The sequence below is a fragment of the Streptomyces sp. NPDC007907 genome (genome assembly GCF_042959365.1).
Classification (GTDB): Bacteria; Actinomycetota; Actinomycetes; order Streptomycetales; family Streptomycetaceae; genus Streptomyces; species Streptomyces indiaensis.
The window spans coordinates 216,413-232,646 of the sequence record NZ_JBIBKR010000007.1 but is presented as its reverse complement, the minus strand read 5'-3'; the positions used below and the strand labels follow the sequence as shown (position 1 = coordinate 232,646).

The window sequence follows — 16,234 nt, the reverse complement described above, 5'->3', positions numbered from 1 at the left end:
GCAACGGCGTTGTGGACTGTGAACACGAGGAGGAGCGGTCACTGTGCTTGATCCGCAGGATTTGTACGCCTGGGAGCCGAAGGGTCTGGCGGTCGTCGACATGGCGCTCGCCCAGGAGTCGGCCGGACTTGTCATGCTCTACCACTTCGACGGATACATCGACGCGGGCGAGACCGGCGACCAGATCGTCGACCGGGTGCTCGACTCCCTGCCCCACCAGGTCGTTGCCCGCTTCGACCACGACCGGCTCGTCGACTACCGCGCCCGCCGCCCGCTGCTGACGTTCAAGCGCGACCGCTGGAGCGACTACGAGGACCCCGCTCTCGAGGTGCGGCTCGTGCAGGACGCCACCGGCGCGCCCTTCCTGCTGCTGTCCGGCCCCGAGCCGGACGTGGAGTGGGAGCGCTTCGCCGCCGCCGTGAAGCAGATCGTGGAGCGGCTCGGAGTCCGGCTCTCCGTGAACTTCCACGGCATCCCCATGGGCGTCCCGCACACCCGGCCCGTCGGCCTCACCCCGCACGGCAACCGCACCGACCTCGTCCCGGGCCACCGCAGCCCGTTCGAGGAGGCCCAGGTCCCCGGCAGCGCCGAGTCCCTCATCGAGTACCGCCTGCTCCAGGCCGGACACGACGTCCTGGGCGTCGCCGCCCACGTCCCGCACTACATCGCCCGCTCTCCCTACCCGGACGCGGCCCTGACGGTCCTGGAGGCCATCACGGCGGCCACCGGACTGGTCCTGCCCGGCATCGCCCACGCCCTGCGCTCGGACGCGCACCGCACACAGACGGAGATCGACCGGCAGATCCGCGAGGGCGACGAGGACCTCACCGCGCTCATCGACGGCCTTGAGCACCAGTACGACGCCGTCGCGGGCGCCGAGACGCGGGGCAACATGCTTGCCGAGCCGGTGGACATCCCGTCGGCGGACGAGATCGGCCAGGAATTCGAGAAGTTCCTGGCGGAGCGAGAAGGCGACAGCTGAGGGGGGCCGGCCAGGGGCCCGGGGAAGAGCGCGGGTCGGGCGAGGTGGCCTGGGCGGGGTGAGAGGCCTGGGCTCGACCTCGGGCGCGGGCCGGGTGAGGCGGCCCGGGCTCCGGCTCTGGCGCTGAACGGGCGAGGCGGCATGGGCTCGAGCTCTGGTGCTGGTCGGGTGACGTGGCCCGGGCTCCAGCTCTGACGCGGGTCGGGTGACGTGGTCCGGCCCGGGCGAGGGGTCTGTCACCGGCAGGGCCTAAGCTGCGGACCATGCTGAAGGTGGGCCTGACCGGCGGGATCGGTGCCGGCAAGAGCGAGGTGTCACGGCTGCTCGTCGCGTGCGGGGCCGTGCTGATCGATGCGGACCGCATCGCGCGGGACGTCGTCGCACCGGGGACGCCGGGGCTCGCCTCGGTCGTCGAGGCCTTCGGGGAGGAGATCCTCGCCGCCGACGGCAGCCTGGACCGGCCCCGCCTCGGCGCCATCGTCTTCGCCGACGCGGAGAGACTCGCCGTCCTGAACTCGATTGTGCACCCCCTGGTGGGCGCACGCTCGCGCGAGCTGGAGGAGGCCGCAGCCGAGGACGCGGTCGTCATCCACGACGTCCCGCTCCTCACGGAGAACGGCCTGGCGCCGCTGTACGACCTGGTGATCGTCGTCGACGCGGCCCCCGAGACCCAGCTCGACCGGCTCGTACGCCTGCGCGGCATGACGGAGGAGGACGCCCGCGCGCGGATGGCTGCCCAGGCGACGCGCGAGCAGCGCCGCGAGATCGCCGACATCGTGATCGACAACGACGTCCCGCTGGAGACGCTGGAGCAGCGCGTGAAGGACGTGTGGGCCGAGCTGGTGCGCAGGTCGCAGGCGTCCCGGCCGGCCTCCGCGGAATAGCGGCAGCCCGCGGGGGCGTTGAACCGGTGCAGTGAGGGAAGGACTCAGCCGTGCCCGAGACCAGCGGTCCGACCGGACGTACCCCGGAGACGCATGTCATCGACTTCCGTGCCGCCGAGCAACTCCTCGCCGCGCGGGATCCCAGGGGCGCGGTGAAGCTGCTCGACGGCGTCATCGCCACGCACCCGGAGAACACCGCCGCGCGGCTGTTGCGGGCGCGTGCCTTCTTCGCCGCGGCGCAGCTGAGGCCGGCGGAGCTGGAGTTCCAGATCGTCCTGGAGCGGGAGCCGGACAACGCGTTCGCGCACTTCGCGCTCGCCCGTACGTATGAGCGCCAGGGCCGACCCGACCAGGCGAAGCGCCATTTCCGTCTGGCGGCCGCGCTCGACCCGAACCCGGAGTTCCTCAAGGCCGCGCGCTTCGATTCCTGAGATTCGATGGGGGAGACGCCGGGCCCGTGCGCCTCATCGGCGGGGGTCTGCTTTCCGGCCGGTGAGCTGGTGTGTGCGCCTTACACGCCGTCGTCCGGCGGTGGTCGGTGAGGTGGTGCGCCTCGTGAGTGCCGGTCCGGCGGCCGCCGGAGTGGTGCGCCTCGTGGATGTTCGTCCAGTGGCCGGTAGGGCGGGATGTCGGGGCCCGGCTGGAAGTGCGGGCCCTGCCGGATGTGCCGCAGGACCACGACCAGGTCGACGGTGACGATCAGCAGCAGCACCCCGCAGGCGATCGCCCACCCGCTCCGCCCGACCAGGGCGAACGCCACCGTTCCGAAGAGCGCCCAGACCAGCCCCCAGAGGCTCAGCCAGAAGCGGGCCCGCAGGGCACTGCGCGCGGTCCGCGGTTCACTGCCTGTACGCATGGTCGATCACCACTCCTGTCTGCAACGTACTCTTCGCAGCGAGGCAGCACCAAGGCGGACGGGATGCCGCGCACGCTGGCCGGACGCTGACACATTTGCCGGACGCCGACACGCTGCCCGGGACCCGACGAGCCCCCGAGGCGTGCCCCCTGCTGTAGTCGCCGTGCCCTCGACGCCGGACCCGCGCCTGCGCGCCTGCGCCCCCTCGCCCCCCTAGGCCTCTCCATTCCAGGCCATTTCTGCCTCATTCACTCGGTCGGGTGAAGGCTGCGGCTGTGGGAACGGGCGTCCGGACGCCGTCCGTTGGGCGGGCATGGAGATGAAAATGCGTGAGGGGTACGAGGGGACGGGACCGGGGGCCATCACCCCGGACGGCTGCGCGGTGGAGCTCTACGCCCGACTGCCCGTCGGGGACGAGCCGGAGATCATCGCGGCAGCGGTCCCCGCCGGCGCCAGCGTTCTGGAGCTCGGCAGCGGCGTCGGACGCATGACCCACCCCCTGCTGGAGCGCGGATTCACGGTCACGGCGGTGGACGAATCCGCGCCGATGCTGGAGCGCGTACGCGGCGCTCGGACCATATGCGGCCCGATCGAGGAGCTGGATCTGGGAGAGACGTTCGACGTGGTGATGCTGGCGTCCTTCCTGGTGCACGCGGGGGATGCCGATGTGCGGCGCGGCCTGTTGCGCACCTGTGTGCGGCATGTCGCCGAGGGCGGTTGTGTGCTGATCCAGCGAGAGGGCGAGGACTACCACGCGAACGTACCGCGCGAGCGGAAGGATCCCAGCGGCTTCACCGTCCGGATCACGTCGTCGGAGCCGGTCGGCGACGGGGTGAACTCCGTGCGAGCGGAGTACGAGTTCCCGGACGCGGTCTGGACCCAGACGTTCCGTTCACGCCCCCTGACCCAGGAACAGTTCGAGGAGGCACTGGTGGAGGCGGGCCTGAAGGTCGACCGCTACCTGACAGAGGATCGGATATGGGTCCGCGCGATCCCGACGACCCAGACCGCCGACGGGGAGGTGCCCGTGGGGAGTTGATGCGTGAGACCAACTGCGCTGCACGCCGGGGGGATGGGCCGGGGGCAACTTTTCTGCATCACATCCTCCGCAGCGATGAGTTCCGGTGCGAGGGCCGGTCTACCTCTCCGACACCACGGCCGATCGCTTGCACCAGGAGACCTTCATGTCCGAGATCACCGCAGCCGCAGCCGCTACCGCCGACTCCACTCCGTCCGGCGTCGTCATCGCCGAGTCCGCTCCTGCCCGTGGGCGGCGCGCGCGGATCGCCCTGCGCGCTCTGCAGATCCTGCTCGCCCTCTTCTACGCGATCGCGAGTGCCCTGCCCAAGCTGATCGGGCACGAGTCGGCTGCCGAGTCGTTCGAACGGCTCGGCTGGGGGAGCGCGGGCATGTACACCATCGGCGCGCTCGAACTGGCCGGGGCGATCGCCCTGTTGGTCCCGGTGCTCCAGTCGGTGGCGGCGATGGCGCTGGGCGCGTTGATGGTGGGCGCGTTCATCGTGCAGATAGCCGTCTTCGACGGGCAGTACGCGGCCACGCCGTTGATTCTGATCGTGCCGCTCGCCCTCATCGCGTGGGCGCGGCGGGGGCGCAACGCTGATCTGCTCACCCTGCTGCGGCGTCAGGGGTGAGCCGGCTCCGGCCGGAGCACGGTCCGGGCCGGCCTCAGGGTGGGGGCGCCTCTCCGCCCTTGTCGCGACACCCCGCGTGCGAGCGGGCTGTGCGCGGTGCCCTGTCCCTCGCGATGGCCTGTGCGCCGTGCACGCCTGGATCACCTCAGGGTCGCGGCTTGCCCGCGCCTCCGCCGAAGGGCCTGCCGGGGACCGGGCCGGGGCCGGACACGCTGCCCGGGCCCGTCACTCCGCGCAGGCGTTCCATGTCGCGGCGGTCGCGCTTGGTGGGGCGGCCCGCTCCGCGGTCGCGGATGCCGGCGGGGGCGACGGCCTCACGGGGCGGGGGCGGCGGGGAGTTGTCGACGTAGCACTGGGTGGCGACGGGGGCGCCGACCCGCTTGCGGATCAACCGCGTGACGACGACGACCCGTTCACGGCCTTCGTGCCGCAGGCGTACCTCGTCACCGACGCGGACGCCATGTGCGGGCTTCACACGCTCGCCGTTCACGCGGACGTGGCCGCCCCGGCAGGCGGTGGCTCCCATGGACCGGGTCTTGACGAGGCGTACGGACCAGATCCAGCTGTCCACGCGGACGGTCGCACCGGCCTGCGGACCCGCGGCCTCGGCAGCGGCGACGGCCGCGGCGACCTTCGGGTCCAGGGGCTCCGCCTCGCCCTTCCCGTCGACGCCCGCGCCCGCACCGGTGCCGACGGCTTCGGCGGTCTCCGCCGGTCCTTCGGTCCCGTCCGCGCTGTCGTACTCCGCTCCTCGAGAAGCCATGCCCTCGACCTTAGTCGCCCCAGGAGCCCTACCGGGCAGAACCGCGTCCTCGAAGCACTCTGCAAAACAAATTCCCGGTCTGCCCCTCGCCCCGCACGACCGTGGGGACGCGGACCGGCAGGGCGTCTCATGACCGAGCTGCCGGGGGCGCGGACGGCTCGCCGACGTTACGCGACCGTCTGCGCGCTCCTGTGGCTGCCGTCGGGGCTCGGCCTGGCCTCGATGGTCCTGCTGCTCAGCGAACGCGGCATGTCCCTGGCCACGATCGCGGGGCTCTTCGCCGCCCAGTCGCTCACCGTCGCCGCGCTGGAGCTGCCCACGGGAGGGCTCTCCGACGTCCTGGGGCGCCGTCCGGTACTGGCCGTGGCCGGTGTGCTCAACGTGGGCGCCGCCGTTCTGGTCGGCCTCGGCACCACCGCGTGGCTGCTCACCGCGGGCCTGGTGTTCATGGGCGTGGGCCGGGCCCTGTCCAGCGGCACCGCCGAGGCCTGGTACGTCGACACCGTCCAGGCGTGCTCCGGCCCGGACGCCGAGCTGCGCACGGGCTTGGCCCGGGGCGGGTCGGCCACGTCCGCCGCCCTCGCGGCCGGCATGCTGCTCGGCGGTGCCCTGCCCTGGCTTCTCTCTGGGGCCCGACCTCGGTGCCCGGCTGAGCGAAGCGACGCACGGTGTGGTGCTGCCCCTGTCCGTTCCCCTGCTGCTGGGAGCCGCCGTCAGGGTCGTCTTCGTCGGCTGCACCGCCGCGTCACGGCTGCGGGCCGCGCCACCGCCCTGTCCGTGCAGTCCCTCGCCCTGCAACTGGCCGGCGCGCTCACCGGCCTCGTCGTCGGGGCGATGCGGCCGGGGCCGCTGCCCTGGCTGGTGAGCGGTGCGGTGCTGCTGACCGGGGCCCTGCTCTGGCTGCGCCGCGTCGGCGCCCGGTCCGCGCCGGACCAGACCGTCGCCTCGCGTTCGCACGCCGGGACGTCCTGAGTCTTCTGTCCCCCGGTGAGGGGAATGGTGCCCGTCGCCTCTACGGTGGAGTGATGGACGCCAGCGGTCTCCCCCTCCTCGACCGGCGCATCGCGGACTGCCGGGCCTGCCCGCGGCTGGTCTCCTGGCGTGAGGAGACGGCCCGGGTCAAGCGGGCCGCCTTCGCGGACTGGACGTACTGGGGCCGGCCCGTGCCCGGGTTCGGGCCGGCGGACGCCCGGCTGCTGATCGTCGGACTCGCCCCGGCGGCGCACGGCGGCAACCGCACCGGACGGATGTTCACCGGCGACCGTTCCGGCGACGTGCTCTACGAGGCGCTGTACGACGTGGGCCTCGCCACGCAGCCGACCGCCGTGCACGCTCACGACGGTCTGGAGCTGAAGGGCGTGCGCGTCACCTCGCCCGTGCACTGCGCCCCGCCCGCCAACAAGCCCACCCCCGTGGAGCGGGACACCTGCCGCCCCTGGCTCGTGCAGGAACTGCGGCTGCTGCGCCCGACGCTGCGGGCCGTGGTCGTGCTCGGCGGTTTCGGCTGGCAGGCCGCGCTGCCCGCGTTCGCCGAGGCCGGCTGGTCCGTGCCCCGGCCGCGGCCCGCCTTCGCGCACGGGGCGCGCGTCCCGCTGGACGGACTGGAGCTGTTCGGCTGCTTCCACGTCAGCCAGCGCAACACCTTCACCGGTCGCCTGACCCCCGCGATGCTGCGCGACGTACTGCGCACGGCCGGGCACGCGGCACAGCTGCCCACCCGGGGCGGCTGAAGAACGGTCGTCACCGACTGCAACACCACGCGGGAGATGACCGAGGAGATCGTACGAGGTGCCCGGGCCGCCGCAGGCCCGGGCACCACCGTGACCGGACTGACCCCCGCCTGGGGGCCGGCGCCTACTCGGGAATCACCGCTGTCGCCGTGATCTCCACCAACTGTCCCGTGTAGCCGAGGCACGCCACGCCGATCAGCGTCGACGAGTGCGGGCCCGCACTGAGCCCGGACGCCTCGACCACGCTCCAGACGGCGGACAGCACGGCCGGCTCGCCGCTCACCACGTACACGTCGGTCGCCACGACATGCGCCAGATCGCTGCCGACTGCGTCCAGTTGCTCCCGCAGGTTGGCGATGACCTGCTCGGCCTGCCGCACGGGATCTCCGGGGCCGACGAGCCCGCCGTCGGGGCCCAGCGGTACGGACCCGGCGAGGAACGCCAGCCGTGTGCCGGCTTCCACCACGGACGCGTGGGAGTAGGAGGGCGGCGGGAAGAGGCTCGGGACGGTGACGCGGCGGATCACGTGAGGTCTCCGATCTGCGGGCGGCGGCTGGGCGACCCCCTGATCATGCGGGCCCCGCGGCCGTGCCCGCACGCGTATTTCGGTACCCGGCGACAGCGCCGTCCTCCTACGCTGCCCGGGACGCGTCCGCCCCGGCACCCGTCGCAGCAGGACTCGTCTGTCCGCTGCCCCGTCCGCCCCGGAGCCCGCCCGCTCGAGGACCGCCCGACCAGGAGCCCTCCGTGTCCACCCTCCCGGACCCCTCCCTGCCCGACCGCACCTTCCTCGCCGCCACCGCCGACCGACTGGCCGCCCTGCCCGCCGTCGAGGCCGTCACGCTCGGCGGCTCCCGGGCCCAGGGCATCGAACGGCCCGACAGCGACTGGGACCTGGCGCTCTACTACCGGGGCGCCTTCGACCCGGCCGACCTGCGCGCGGTCGGCTGGGAGGGCGAGGTCTGCGCGATCGGCGCGTGGGGCGGCGGCGTCTTCAACGGAGGGGCCTGGCTGACGATCGAGGGCCGTCGCGTGGACGTCCACTACCGCGATCTGGACGTCGTCGAGCACGAGGTGGCGGAAGCGTACGCCGGCCGCGTCCGCGTCGAGCCCCTCATGTTCCACCTGGCGGGCATCCCGACGTACCTGCTCGTCGCCGAACTCGCGATCAACAAGGTGCTGCGGGGCGAACTGCCGCGTCCGGACGCCTATCCGCGGGCCCTGCGCGAGAGCGCCCCGGAGCACTGGCACGGCATGGCCGCGGCCACCCTCGCCTACGCCCGGGCCGGACACGCCCCGAAGAACGCCGTCACCCAGGTCGCGGGCGCGATCGCCCTCGCCGCGACCCAGACCGCGCACGCGGTGCTGGCGGCGCGCGGGGAGTGGGTCACCAACGAGAAGGGACTGCTGGCGCGGGCGGGGCTGGGGGAGGTGGACGCGGTGCTGCGCGGCCTCACGGACGGCCCGGACGCGCTCGCCCGGGCCGTCGCCCACACGGAGTCACTCCTCGCCCGGGCCGTGGACGCCGTCACCGCCGGGTGAACTGGACGCGGGTCGGCTGGACGCTGTCCGGGCGGATCGCGATGCCGTCGACGGTGAGCTGTTCGCCGTAGATGTCGGTGAGCCTGAGGGAGCCGCCGCAGCCGGTGCCGCCGGGGGAGAGGAAGTAGTTGTACTCGGTACGGGGCAGCCGGGTCCAGCCGCTGCCGGTCCTGACCTCCAGCCGGGCGAGCGGATTGCGGTGGCCCAGTGCCTGGATGCCGCACCAGTGGCTGCTGGAGCCGGTCTTGTAGCGGATCGAGAGGGTCTGCGACGTGCCGGGGCTCTGCAAGCTCCAGGTGATCGGTATCCGGCCCGCGGAGAGCCCGGCGAGCTTCGCGAAGGCCTCCTTGCTGAGGTCGACGAGGGAGACGAGGAGACCCACGGCCGCCGCGGCGACCGTGAGGGCCAGGGCCGTGCGCCGCCTGCTGAGGGGACGGCGGTGGGATCGGAATGCCACGGATGAGTCCTTCGGGTCCGTGCGTGGTTCGGGAGAACGCGCGCTCAAGACCCTCAGTGGCCTCCGGGTGCGAAAAGGTTGCCGCGGCTCGTGTCCCGGTGGCGTACCGCTGGTTGCGTACATAAAGAACACCGGTTCCGAGGCGCCCGACACGTTCCGGAAACCTGTCCTCCAGGAACCCCGCCTACCGTGGACAGCCACACCTCGCCCCGGCCGCCGTCGCCCGAAGGCCCACCCCTGCCCTCGCCGAGACGACAGGAGCACCGTGTCCCGCCGCATCACCCCGACGCTTCCGCCCTGGCTCGCGCACGCCCTGCGTGCCCAGCGGGGGCCGGTGCCCTGGAGCGCGGTGACGCGGGGCGCCCTGTCCGCCGGGCCCCTCCTGCTGGTGGCCGTGCAGGCAGGTCTCACCTCCCTCGGCGTGGTCGCCGCGATCGCCGCCATGCTCGCCGGGATCAACGACCGGCCCGGGAGCCGGCGCCACTCGGTCAAGAGGATCGGCGTGCCCGCCCTGGGCGGTGCGGCGGGGCTCGTGACCGGGACGTACGCCGGGCAGGAGACGGGGCCGGTCGTCCTCACCGTGGTGCTCACGGTCGTCGGGCTCGTCGCCGGGGGGATGAGCGCCGTCGGGCCCGTCGCCTCCGCCGCCGGAACACAGGTGCTGGTCGGCGCGGCGATCGGCGCCGGGATGCCCCTGCCGGAGCCCGGAGGGGAGCGGGCACTCGCCTTCCTCGCCGGCGCGGGGTGGCTGCTCGTGCTGCGCCTCGTCCTGCCCACGCCCGGCTCGCTCGCCGGTGACTTCCGGTTCGACGGGGAGCGCACGGCCGTCGCCGGGGTGTACGAGGCCGTCGCCGAACTGCTCGACGCGGTCGGCGGTCCGGACGCCGTCCGCCGCCGGGCCGCGCTCACCGCCGCCCTCGACCACGCCCAGGACGCCCTCGCCGGGCCCCGGCTGCGGAAGTACGCCTCCTCCTCCGCCGAGCGGCGGCTGCACGCGCAGTACGCCGCGGCCCTGCCCCTGGCGGAGGCCGCCACCGCCCTCGCCTGGGCCGAGCAACCCGTCGCCGAGCGGGCCTCCGAGGGCCCCCGTCGGCTCGCCGCCGCCGTGCGCGGCAACACCCACACCGGGCCGCTTCCCGCCCCCGCCCGTTCGGCGCCCGCCCTGCGTGCCCTCGACGACGCCCTCCTGCACGCCGCCGAGGTGTTCGACCAGGGCGGGGGCGGCGACCTGCACACCCGGCCCCGCAGCGCCCGGGACCGGCTGCGCGCCGTCCTCGGCAGTGCCGGACGCGAGTACGGGCTGCGCGTCGCCCTCTGCTTCGGCGCCGGCTCGGCGGTCGCCCAGGCCCTGCACCGGAGCCAGTGGTACGGGCAGCACGATCACTGGTACTGGCTGCCCGCCACGGCCGTCTTCCTGGTCAAGCCCGACCTCGGGCCGCTCGCCTCGCGCGTGCTGAACCGCGCCGCCGGGACCGTCCTCGGGGCGCTGCTCTTCGCCGGGCTCGCCGCCCTCCTGCCCCACCCGGAAGGACTGATCGCGCTCGTCGCCCTCAGCGGCGCGCTGATACCCGTGGCCACGCGGCACTTCGCCGCGCAGACCGCCGTCGTCACCGTCCTCGTCCTCGCGCTCGTCATGGTCGGCGGCGAGCCCCAGGCCTCCGTGGGCCGGATCGGCGAGACGCTGCTGGCCTGCGCGATCGTGCTGGTCGTCGGGCACCTGCCGATGCCGGGCCAGCGCGGCGGGGGAGTGCGCGCCCGGCTCGCGGCGGCGGACCGGGCCGCGTACGCCTACCTCACCCATGTCCTCGACGAGGCCGGCGCCCCGCGCATCGGGACCTCCGGTACCCCCTCCGGCCATCGCGCCACCCGCTGGACCCTGCGCCGCGAGGCCTACCGCACCCTGGCCGAGGCCCGTTCGGCCATCTCGCTCGCCGCCCACGAACTGCCCGCCCTCGCCCGGCACACCGAGGGCGCGGACGAGGTGGCCGACCTCCTCGAACGCCTCGTCGACACCACGACCGCCTGCGCCGTGCACCTCGACGACACCGGCCGGATCGGGCCCCGCCACGAGGAGCGCCTCACGGCCGTCCTCGCCGAACTCGCCGGACGGGGAACCCGGGTGGGCCTGCGACCGCACCGGACAGCCCTCGCCGGCTAGGGGGTCTCCGGCCCGTGGCCGCCCTCCCGGACACGCACCCGCTCACCGACCGCGCCGCGATCGACGGACCTCCGCGGCGGCGCCTCGCCCGGTACGGTCACGCTGCTCAGCCGCCGACCCGCACCCACACGGGAGCGTGGTCCGACCCGGGCTCGCCCCGCCGTTCCACCGGGTCGGGGCCGACCGAGGGCAGGCCGGGCGGCCCCTCGCCGGGCACGCCCGTGCCCGCCGCCGTCGCCCGGTGCACCAGACGATGGCTCAGCAGCACGTGGTCGATCAGCTCGTGCCGCCCGGAGTTCACCCGGGACCAGCGCTGCCCGGGCGGGATGAGCGCGGCCACGTCCCACAGCCGCGTGGCGTCGCCCCCGTCGGGCCGGCCGTAGCCCGATGTGCCGATCTCCGAGCCCGGCGGGCCCAGCAGGAGCTGCGTGGTGGCCGCCTGCACCTCGTCGTTCAGGTCGCCCAGGACCGCCACGTCCCGCCCCTGCCCGTCCCGGGCCAGCAACCCGTCGGCCAGGGCGCGCAGAGCCGTCGCCTCGGCGGCCCGCCGGTACAGGGCGTAGGCGCCGTAGCGGGCGCGTTCGCCCTCGTCGCGAGGCTGGAAACGGCCGTTCGGATACGACAGCAGCTTGGACTTCAGATGACAGACGGCCACCCACAGCGGGCCGTCACCGCCCTCGGTCTCGACCGCCAGGACGCCCCGCCCCGCCTGCCCCGCCGTCAGCCCCGAGTCGTCCGCCTGGACCGGACGCAGCTCCGCCGGGAACGCCCGGGTGTCGGCCACCACCGTCATCGCCGTACGGCTGAGGAACCCGACCCTTATGCCCCGGCTGTCCGGGTGCTCGGACAGGGCGACGTGCCAGTCGTCGTCGAGCATCCCGGCCAGATCCTTCAGGGCCTCCGGGTCCCCGACCTCCTGCACACCGAGCACGGTCGGATCGAGTTCCGTGATCACGGCGGCGAGGGCGGCGAGCTTCGCCTCGTAGCCGGCCTCGTCCCGCGGGCCGTACGGGCCGCCGGGCCGGTAGAGGTTCTCCAGGTTCCACGTGCCGAGGAGCATGCCGGGCCCCCTTCAGAAGCCGACAGTCGTGGTGGTGAGGCCAGGGTGCGCGCCCGGGCCGCCCCGCGACAGAGCCGTGACGGGATCTGCGGTCCGGATCGTGCAGCCCTACGACACCGTCGTACGTCGGCGTGGTGACGCCTTCTGCCGCGGACTCTGTCCCGCCGAGCTCATCATCAGCGCATGTCTGGTCCTCCTGCACGACGATCAAGAGCGGATCGGTAGGCCCGCGTCGGCTGTGATGCGCGTGTGGAACTTGAGCACCTCCGGTGTCACGACACGTGCGATGACTGATACGGAAAGTGAACACATGCGCCAAGAGGCTGAGAGGCTGGTCACACTAAGCGGTGAACGCGTGTCGAGTACGTCTCAGAACCGTCACTTCGCGAGCCGTTCACCCCATGGTTGGCGTTTAACTCTACGAGTACAGCGCTACATGGAGGTGCAGGGTGAACGGGCGAACGGTGCTCGAGAGCTTTCCCGCAGGTGGGCCGCGAGGCTCCTGGCCTGCGGAGGAGTTCGCGCAGGCACGGCGCAGCGAGGGCCTGCCCGCCGAGGTCGTCATGGATCTCGCCTCGGACATGTTCCTGGTGATCGTGCGCAGCGGGGACGCGGCCGACGCCACGGCCTGACGCGCGCCGTCAGCCCGCCTTCGGCGCCGGCAGCTTCCCGGCCGGCGCGGGCGACGAGGCGAACTGCTCCGCCTGGAGCGCGTACAGCTCGGCGTAGAGCCCGCCGGTCGCCAGCAGCTCGTCCGGCGTTCCCGACTCCACGAGCCGGCCCTGGTCCAGGACGTGCACCAGATCCGCGTGCCGTACGGACGCCAGCCGGTGCGTGATCAGTACGACCGTCTGTCCGCTGTCGGCCAGGGCCCGGATCCGCTCGAAGACCTCCAGCTCGGCCCGGGCGTCCAGGGCCGCCGTCGGCTCGTCCACGATCAGGATGCGGCCCCTGCGGTAGGCCGCCCGGGCGATGCCCAGCCGCTGCCACTGGCCGCCCGACAGCTCGTGCCCGCCGCTGAAGTTGCGGGCGAGCAGGGTGTCCAGGCCGCGCGGCAGGTCCGCGATCACCGCCTCCGCTCCCGCCTCGGCGACCGACGCGGCCAGCCGGTCCTCGCACACGGGCACCGAGGGCCGCCCCAGGGCGACGTTCACCCGGGCCGTGAACGGCCACCGTTTGAAGTCCTGAGCCACCATCGCGATCCGTTCGGCCAGGCGGTTGCGGTCGGCGGTCGCGGCGTCCACGTCGTCCCACAGGATCCGCCCCCGCTCCGGTGTGTAGAGCCCGGCGAGCAGCTTGACCAGGGTCGTCTTGCCGGAGCCGTTCTCACCGACCAGGGCCACGATCCGCCCCAGCGGCAGGGTGAGCGTCACGTCGTCGAGGGCGGGTCGGGTGGACTCGCCCGGGTAGCGGAAGGTGACGTTCTCGAAGCGGATCTCGCGCGGTTCCTCCGGCAGCGGGGCGCCGCCCGCCGGGATCGCCCACTGGTCCGCCTCGGTGTACAGCCGGTGCAGGTCGCCGACGAACAGCGCCTCCTCGTGCAGCGCGTTGACCTCCACGACGAGCGTGTCGAGGCTCTGTGACCCGGTCCGGATCGCGATCACGGCCGTACCCGCCACCGACAGGGCCATCGCGCCCGCCAGCAGCAGTCCGCCCAGCGTCGCGTACGTCGCCACCGTGGCCAGGCCCGTCCATGCCGCGGCGATCAGGCCGGTGCGCGCGGCGAGCCTCGCCAGGCGGGCCTGCTCGGCCTCGGCCGTCTCCGACATCGCCCGGAAGTGCCGCAGCAGGAACGACCCCACCCCGTGCACCCGGATCTCGGGGGCCGCCTCGGGCTCGATCAGCAGACTGCCGAGCAGCCGGCCCGCACGGGCGTGCTGCACCCAGGCGTGGAAGGACTCGTAACGCCGCCGGGCGACGGTCAGCGCGCTCCAGGCGCTCGGCAGGGTCATCGTGACCAGCAGCGGCAGCAGGGCGGGGTGCAGCACGGTCAGCACGCCCGCCGCTGCGACCAGCGAGATCATCGCGTTGATGACGCGCGTGCCGTAGGAGATCATCCGGCGTGCGGAGGCGGCGCCGTACTGCGCGGTGTCCAGCAGCTTGTGGAAGGCGTGGTCCTCGATCGCGGCCAGCTCCACGGCCGCGGCCCGCTCCAGGTACCGCTCGGTGGCCACCCGTTCGACCTTGGGCTCCAGCCGGCCGGTGGCGTAGGTGCTCGCGGCCCGCAGCAGCGCGGCGAGGAACATCACGGCCGCCACGGTGACCAGGGCGGGTACGGCTCCGTGCAGACGGTCGCCGATCGGGCCGCCGCCCATCAGCCGGGCCAGCACGCTGTTCACCGCGAGCAGGCTCACCGCCTGCGCGACACCCCGGCCCGCCTCGGCGGCCAGCACGATCCGCGCGGCGCTCCGGTCCGCCTGCCGGGCGAGCCGGAGGCTGGCCGCGAGCAGGGACGGCAGCCGGGTGAGCATGGCGCGGAAGTTCAGCTCCAGGAACGCGTCGGCGTGGCTGTTCCATCCCATGTCGTAGCGCAGCGGCCCGCCGAAGAGCAGCCGCTCCGACTCGGACACCTCCGGCGCGGTCCGCTTCTTCCCCACGGTCGACCGACCTCCCCCGCTCGGGCCCGCTGCTGAACGAACGGCCACTATCGCGGGGCGGGCACCGGCCCGGGCAGGGCGCAGCCCGGGGCGCCGGATGCGCGCGGGCGCACGACCGGGCCGGGAGAGGTGCGGGGTGGCGCGGGGGTGCGGGGTGGTGCGGGGGTGGCGGGGTGCGCCGCGGGACACGATGCGGCGGGGGTGCGGGATCAGGCGTCGCGGGGGCGCGTCCCGGCGGGGCTGTCGGGTGCGCGCCGGTGTCGGGGATCGGTGGTGCTCACGCGGTCCGGGCGGAGGTCGGGCTGCCGGGGCAGGCCGGCTTCGTCTACGCGCTGACCTGACGTGACCAGGACGGTGCCGTCCCCGTCTCGCGGCACAGAGCCAGGTACAGGGGGATCGGCGGGGTGTACGGAAGGCTGCCGTCCGGGCGGTGGATCAGGTCCGGAAGCTCCGGCAGGTCCGGCACGAGCGCACCGGTGACGTAGCGCGCCGGGGCGGGCCACTCCAGGGCGTGGTCGGAGTCGGACGGCACCAGCCACCACCAGTGCGTCTCGTCGGCGTAGACGCAGCCCACGCGGGGCAGCCGCGGCATGACCGGCGGGCCGAGACGGGCGGGGACGGCGATGGCGTCGCACCCGAGCGGGGCCGTCATGCCGTCGGGTACGGGCAGCCGCAGGACCGGGCCGGGTGTCCGCAGCCCGCGGCGGACGCGCAGCAGCGTGTCCAGGCTCAGCACACGGCCTCCCGGTGCGGGGCTCACGCGTGTCCCCGCTCTCGGCGGCGCCCCTGACGGGGCACCTCCGGCGCTCCGCGCGTGTGGCGTGCCTGGTGGGCGGCGTCGTCGGAGTCGTCGGACGGGTCCCGCTTGGGGCGGGCGCCCCAGCCCAGGTCGTCCCTGGGATCGGCCTGATCGTGCGGGAGTTCCGTGCGCGGCAGCTCGGCCCAGACCAGCAGTCCGGGGCCGTCCTCCTGGGCACCCCAGGACCGGCACAGAGCGTCGACGAGGAGCAGTCCCCTCCCGTGCTCCTCCTCGGGCTGTGTCCGGCTGGCGGCGTGGGGCTGGCCGGGAGCGCAGCCTTCGTCGCGCACGGCTATCCGCACCAGGTCGGCGCCGTCGTGCAGCTCGCACACTATGTGGGTGCTCGCCGTGTGCACGATGGCGTTGGTGACCAGCTCGGACACCACCAGGGCCGCGCTGTCGCACGTGTCCTCGCACACCGACCAGCCCGTCAGCCGGGCCCGCGTCAGGCGTCTGGCCTGTGCGGGAGAACCCGGGTGTGCGGCCAGCTCGAAACGGAACCGGCGCTCGGCAGCGGCCCCGAGGGGGACCTCTCCCGTGGCGGCGCCGAGCCTGAAAGGGGCTCGCGCGGCGTCTGTTCCTAAGGGCGCGGACGGAATCACGCTTGCCACTATCGCCGCGCCGTGAACACTTGGCAAGTGTCACTCTGAAAATTGCAGAGTGCTGTGTGACGGTCTGGAAGGCCATGGCACACTGCTCGCAACAGCACCTCGCGCGGCGCCAGTTGAGATCGTCGAAGATTCGTTCGAAGCGT

16 protein-coding genes and 3 pseudogenes are annotated in these 16,234 nt (G+C 73.7%); 11 read left to right on the top strand and 8 right to left on the bottom strand.

From position 1 onward, the window contains the following. The first annotated feature begins 43 nt into the window (after positions 1 to 43). The 3 genes from ACFZDI_RS28360 (at position 44) to ACFZDI_RS28350 (ending at position 2,297) form a co-directional block, all read left to right on the top strand. Entirely contained in the window at positions 44 to 982 is a 939-nt protein-coding gene (locus tag ACFZDI_RS28360; protein ID WP_234850580.1) for a PAC2 family protein, read from the top strand. Between the two features lie 263 nt (positions 983 to 1,245). After that, positions 1,246 to 1,866 (top strand): dephospho-CoA kinase, encoded by a 621-nt coding sequence (gene coaE / locus ACFZDI_RS28355; RefSeq protein WP_234850579.1) that lies wholly within the window; start codon positions 1,246 to 1,248, stop codon positions 1,864 to 1,866. Between the two features lie 50 nt (positions 1,867 to 1,916). Continuing rightward, a complete protein-coding gene (locus ACFZDI_RS28350) occupies positions 1,917 to 2,297 on the top strand; it encodes a M48 family metallopeptidase (RefSeq protein WP_104779441.1) in 381 nt (126 codons plus the stop codon). Between the two features lie 161 nt (positions 2,298 to 2,458). Here the strand turns inward: ACFZDI_RS28350 and ACFZDI_RS28345 are convergent. After that, positions 2,459 to 2,722, bottom strand: a pseudogene (locus tag ACFZDI_RS28345) (DUF6343 family protein); the annotation flags it as partial. 325 nt (positions 2,723 to 3,047) lie between these two features. Between ACFZDI_RS28345 and ACFZDI_RS28340 the strand changes: the two are divergent. Both ACFZDI_RS28340 and ACFZDI_RS28335 read left to right on the top strand, forming a co-directional pair. Next, entirely contained in the window at positions 3,048 to 3,761 is a 714-nt protein-coding gene (locus ACFZDI_RS28340) for a methyltransferase domain-containing protein (RefSeq protein ID WP_391254160.1), read from the top strand. 145 nt (positions 3,762 to 3,906) lie between these two features. Next, positions 3,907 to 4,374 (top strand): DoxX family protein, encoded by a 468-nt coding sequence (locus tag ACFZDI_RS28335; protein ID WP_234850576.1) that lies wholly within the window; start codon positions 3,907 to 3,909, stop codon positions 4,372 to 4,374. 145 nt (positions 4,375 to 4,519) lie between these two features. Here ACFZDI_RS28335 and ACFZDI_RS28330 read toward each other — a convergent pair whose 3' ends face one another. Continuing rightward, positions 4,520 to 5,137 carry an RNA-binding S4 domain-containing protein gene (locus tag ACFZDI_RS28330; RefSeq protein ID WP_234850575.1) on the bottom strand — a complete coding sequence of 206 codons (618 nt, stop codon included), beginning with the start codon at positions 5,135 to 5,137 and terminating at the stop codon, positions 4,520 to 4,522. A 129-nt stretch (positions 5,138 to 5,266) separates the two neighbouring features. Between ACFZDI_RS28330 and ACFZDI_RS28325 the strand changes: the two genes are divergently transcribed. From ACFZDI_RS28325 to ACFZDI_RS28315, 3 genes and pseudogenes are all read left to right on the top strand, one after another. Then, positions 5,267 to 6,109: a hypothetical protein gene (locus tag ACFZDI_RS28325; RefSeq protein ID WP_391254157.1), complete on the top strand. Its 843-nt coding sequence runs from the start codon at positions 5,267 to 5,269 to the stop codon at positions 6,107 to 6,109. A 53-nt stretch (positions 6,110 to 6,162) separates the two neighbouring features. Continuing rightward, on the top strand, positions 6,163 to 6,867 hold the full coding sequence (locus ACFZDI_RS28320; protein ID WP_234850573.1) for a uracil-DNA glycosylase: 705 nt from the start codon (positions 6,163 to 6,165) through the stop codon (positions 6,865 to 6,867). Positions 6,868 to 6,903: 36 nt separating this feature from the next. Continuing rightward, positions 6,904 to 6,987 (top strand): annotated as a pseudogene (locus ACFZDI_RS28315) (Asp/Glu/hydantoin racemase); the annotation flags it as partial. Positions 6,988 to 6,991: 4 nt separating this feature from the next. Here the strand turns inward: ACFZDI_RS28315 and ACFZDI_RS28310 are convergent. Further along, a complete protein-coding gene (locus tag ACFZDI_RS28310; RefSeq protein WP_391254154.1) occupies positions 6,992 to 7,393 on the bottom strand; it encodes a Rid family hydrolase in 402 nt (133 codons plus the stop codon). Positions 7,394 to 7,614: 221 nt separating this feature from the next. On the opposite strand from ACFZDI_RS28310, the gene ACFZDI_RS28305 reads away from it, so the two are divergent. Further along, positions 7,615 to 8,409 (top strand): nucleotidyltransferase domain-containing protein, encoded by a 795-nt coding sequence (locus ACFZDI_RS28305; RefSeq protein ID WP_391254152.1) that lies wholly within the window; start codon positions 7,615 to 7,617, stop codon positions 8,407 to 8,409. Here the strand turns inward: ACFZDI_RS28305 and ACFZDI_RS28300 are convergent. Then, positions 8,396 to 8,770, bottom strand: a pseudogene (locus tag ACFZDI_RS28300) (expansin EXLX1 family cellulose-binding protein); the annotation flags it as partial. The gene ACFZDI_RS28305 and the pseudogene ACFZDI_RS28300 sit on opposite strands and share 14 nt — an antisense overlap. Before the next feature lie 361 nt (positions 8,771 to 9,131). Here ACFZDI_RS28300 and ACFZDI_RS28295 point away from each other — a divergent pair. Further along, positions 9,132 to 11,024, top strand: coding sequence for an FUSC family protein (locus ACFZDI_RS28295; RefSeq protein WP_391254151.1), 1,893 nt, complete (start codon positions 9,132 to 9,134; stop codon positions 11,022 to 11,024). Positions 11,025 to 11,130: 106 nt separating this feature from the next. Here ACFZDI_RS28295 and ACFZDI_RS28290 read toward each other — a convergent pair whose 3' ends face one another. After that, the gene (locus ACFZDI_RS28290; protein ID WP_391254149.1) at positions 11,131 to 12,084 is read right to left on the bottom strand and encodes an endonuclease/exonuclease/phosphatase family protein; all 954 of its coding nucleotides are present in this window, start codon (positions 12,082 to 12,084) and stop codon (positions 11,131 to 11,133) included. A gap of 449 nt (positions 12,085 to 12,533) precedes the next feature. On the opposite strand from ACFZDI_RS28290, the gene ACFZDI_RS28285 reads away from it, so the two are divergent. Continuing rightward, positions 12,534 to 12,716, top strand: coding sequence for a hypothetical protein (locus ACFZDI_RS28285; protein WP_234850778.1), 183 nt, complete (start codon positions 12,534 to 12,536; stop codon positions 12,714 to 12,716). Positions 12,717 to 12,725: 9 nt separating this feature from the next. Here the strand turns inward: ACFZDI_RS28285 and ACFZDI_RS28280 are convergent, their stop codons facing one another. The 3 genes from ACFZDI_RS28280 to ACFZDI_RS28270 all read right to left on the bottom strand — a co-directional run bounded on the left by ACFZDI_RS28280 (position 12,726) and on the right by ACFZDI_RS28270 (position 16,118). Further along, positions 12,726 to 14,681 carry an ATP-binding cassette domain-containing protein gene (locus ACFZDI_RS28280; RefSeq protein ID WP_391254147.1) on the bottom strand — a complete coding sequence of 652 codons (1,956 nt, stop codon included), beginning with the start codon at positions 14,679 to 14,681 and terminating at the stop codon, positions 12,726 to 12,728. 325 nt (positions 14,682 to 15,006) lie between these two features. Continuing rightward, on the bottom strand, positions 15,007 to 15,441 hold the full coding sequence (locus tag ACFZDI_RS28275; RefSeq protein WP_234849796.1) for a hypothetical protein: 435 nt from the start codon (positions 15,439 to 15,441) through the stop codon (positions 15,007 to 15,009). Then, positions 15,438 to 16,118, bottom strand: coding sequence for an ATP-binding protein (locus ACFZDI_RS28270; protein WP_391254144.1), 681 nt, complete (start codon positions 16,116 to 16,118; stop codon positions 15,438 to 15,440). The genes ACFZDI_RS28275 and ACFZDI_RS28270 overlap by 4 nt, the downstream gene beginning before the upstream one ends. Positions 16,119 to 16,234: the final 116 nt, after the last annotated feature.

Excerpts from the sequence above, each read along its gene's own strand:
- ACFZDI_RS28320 (WP_234850573.1), top strand. The coding sequence starts at position 6,163 with ATGGACGCCAGCGGTCTCCCCCTCCTCGACCGGCGCATCGCGGACTGC.
- ACFZDI_RS28335 (WP_234850576.1), top strand. The coding sequence starts at position 3,907 with ATGTCCGAGATCACCGCAGCCGCAGCCGCTACCGCCGACTCCACTCCG.
- ACFZDI_RS28340 (WP_391254160.1), top strand. The coding sequence starts at position 3,048 with ATGCGTGAGGGGTACGAGGGGACGGGACCGGGGGCCATCACCCCGGAC.
- ACFZDI_RS28330 (WP_234850575.1), bottom strand. The coding sequence starts at position 5,137 with ATGGCTTCTCGAGGAGCGGAGTACGACAGCGCGGACGGGACCGAAGGA.
- ACFZDI_RS28325 (WP_391254157.1), top strand. The coding sequence starts at position 5,267 with ATGACCGAGCTGCCGGGGGCGCGGACGGCTCGCCGACGTTACGCGACC.
- ACFZDI_RS28290 (WP_391254149.1), bottom strand. The coding sequence starts at position 12,084 with ATGCTCCTCGGCACGTGGAACCTGGAGAACCTCTACCGGCCCGGCGGC.
- coaE (WP_234850579.1), top strand. The coding sequence starts at position 1,246 with ATGCTGAAGGTGGGCCTGACCGGCGGGATCGGTGCCGGCAAGAGCGAG.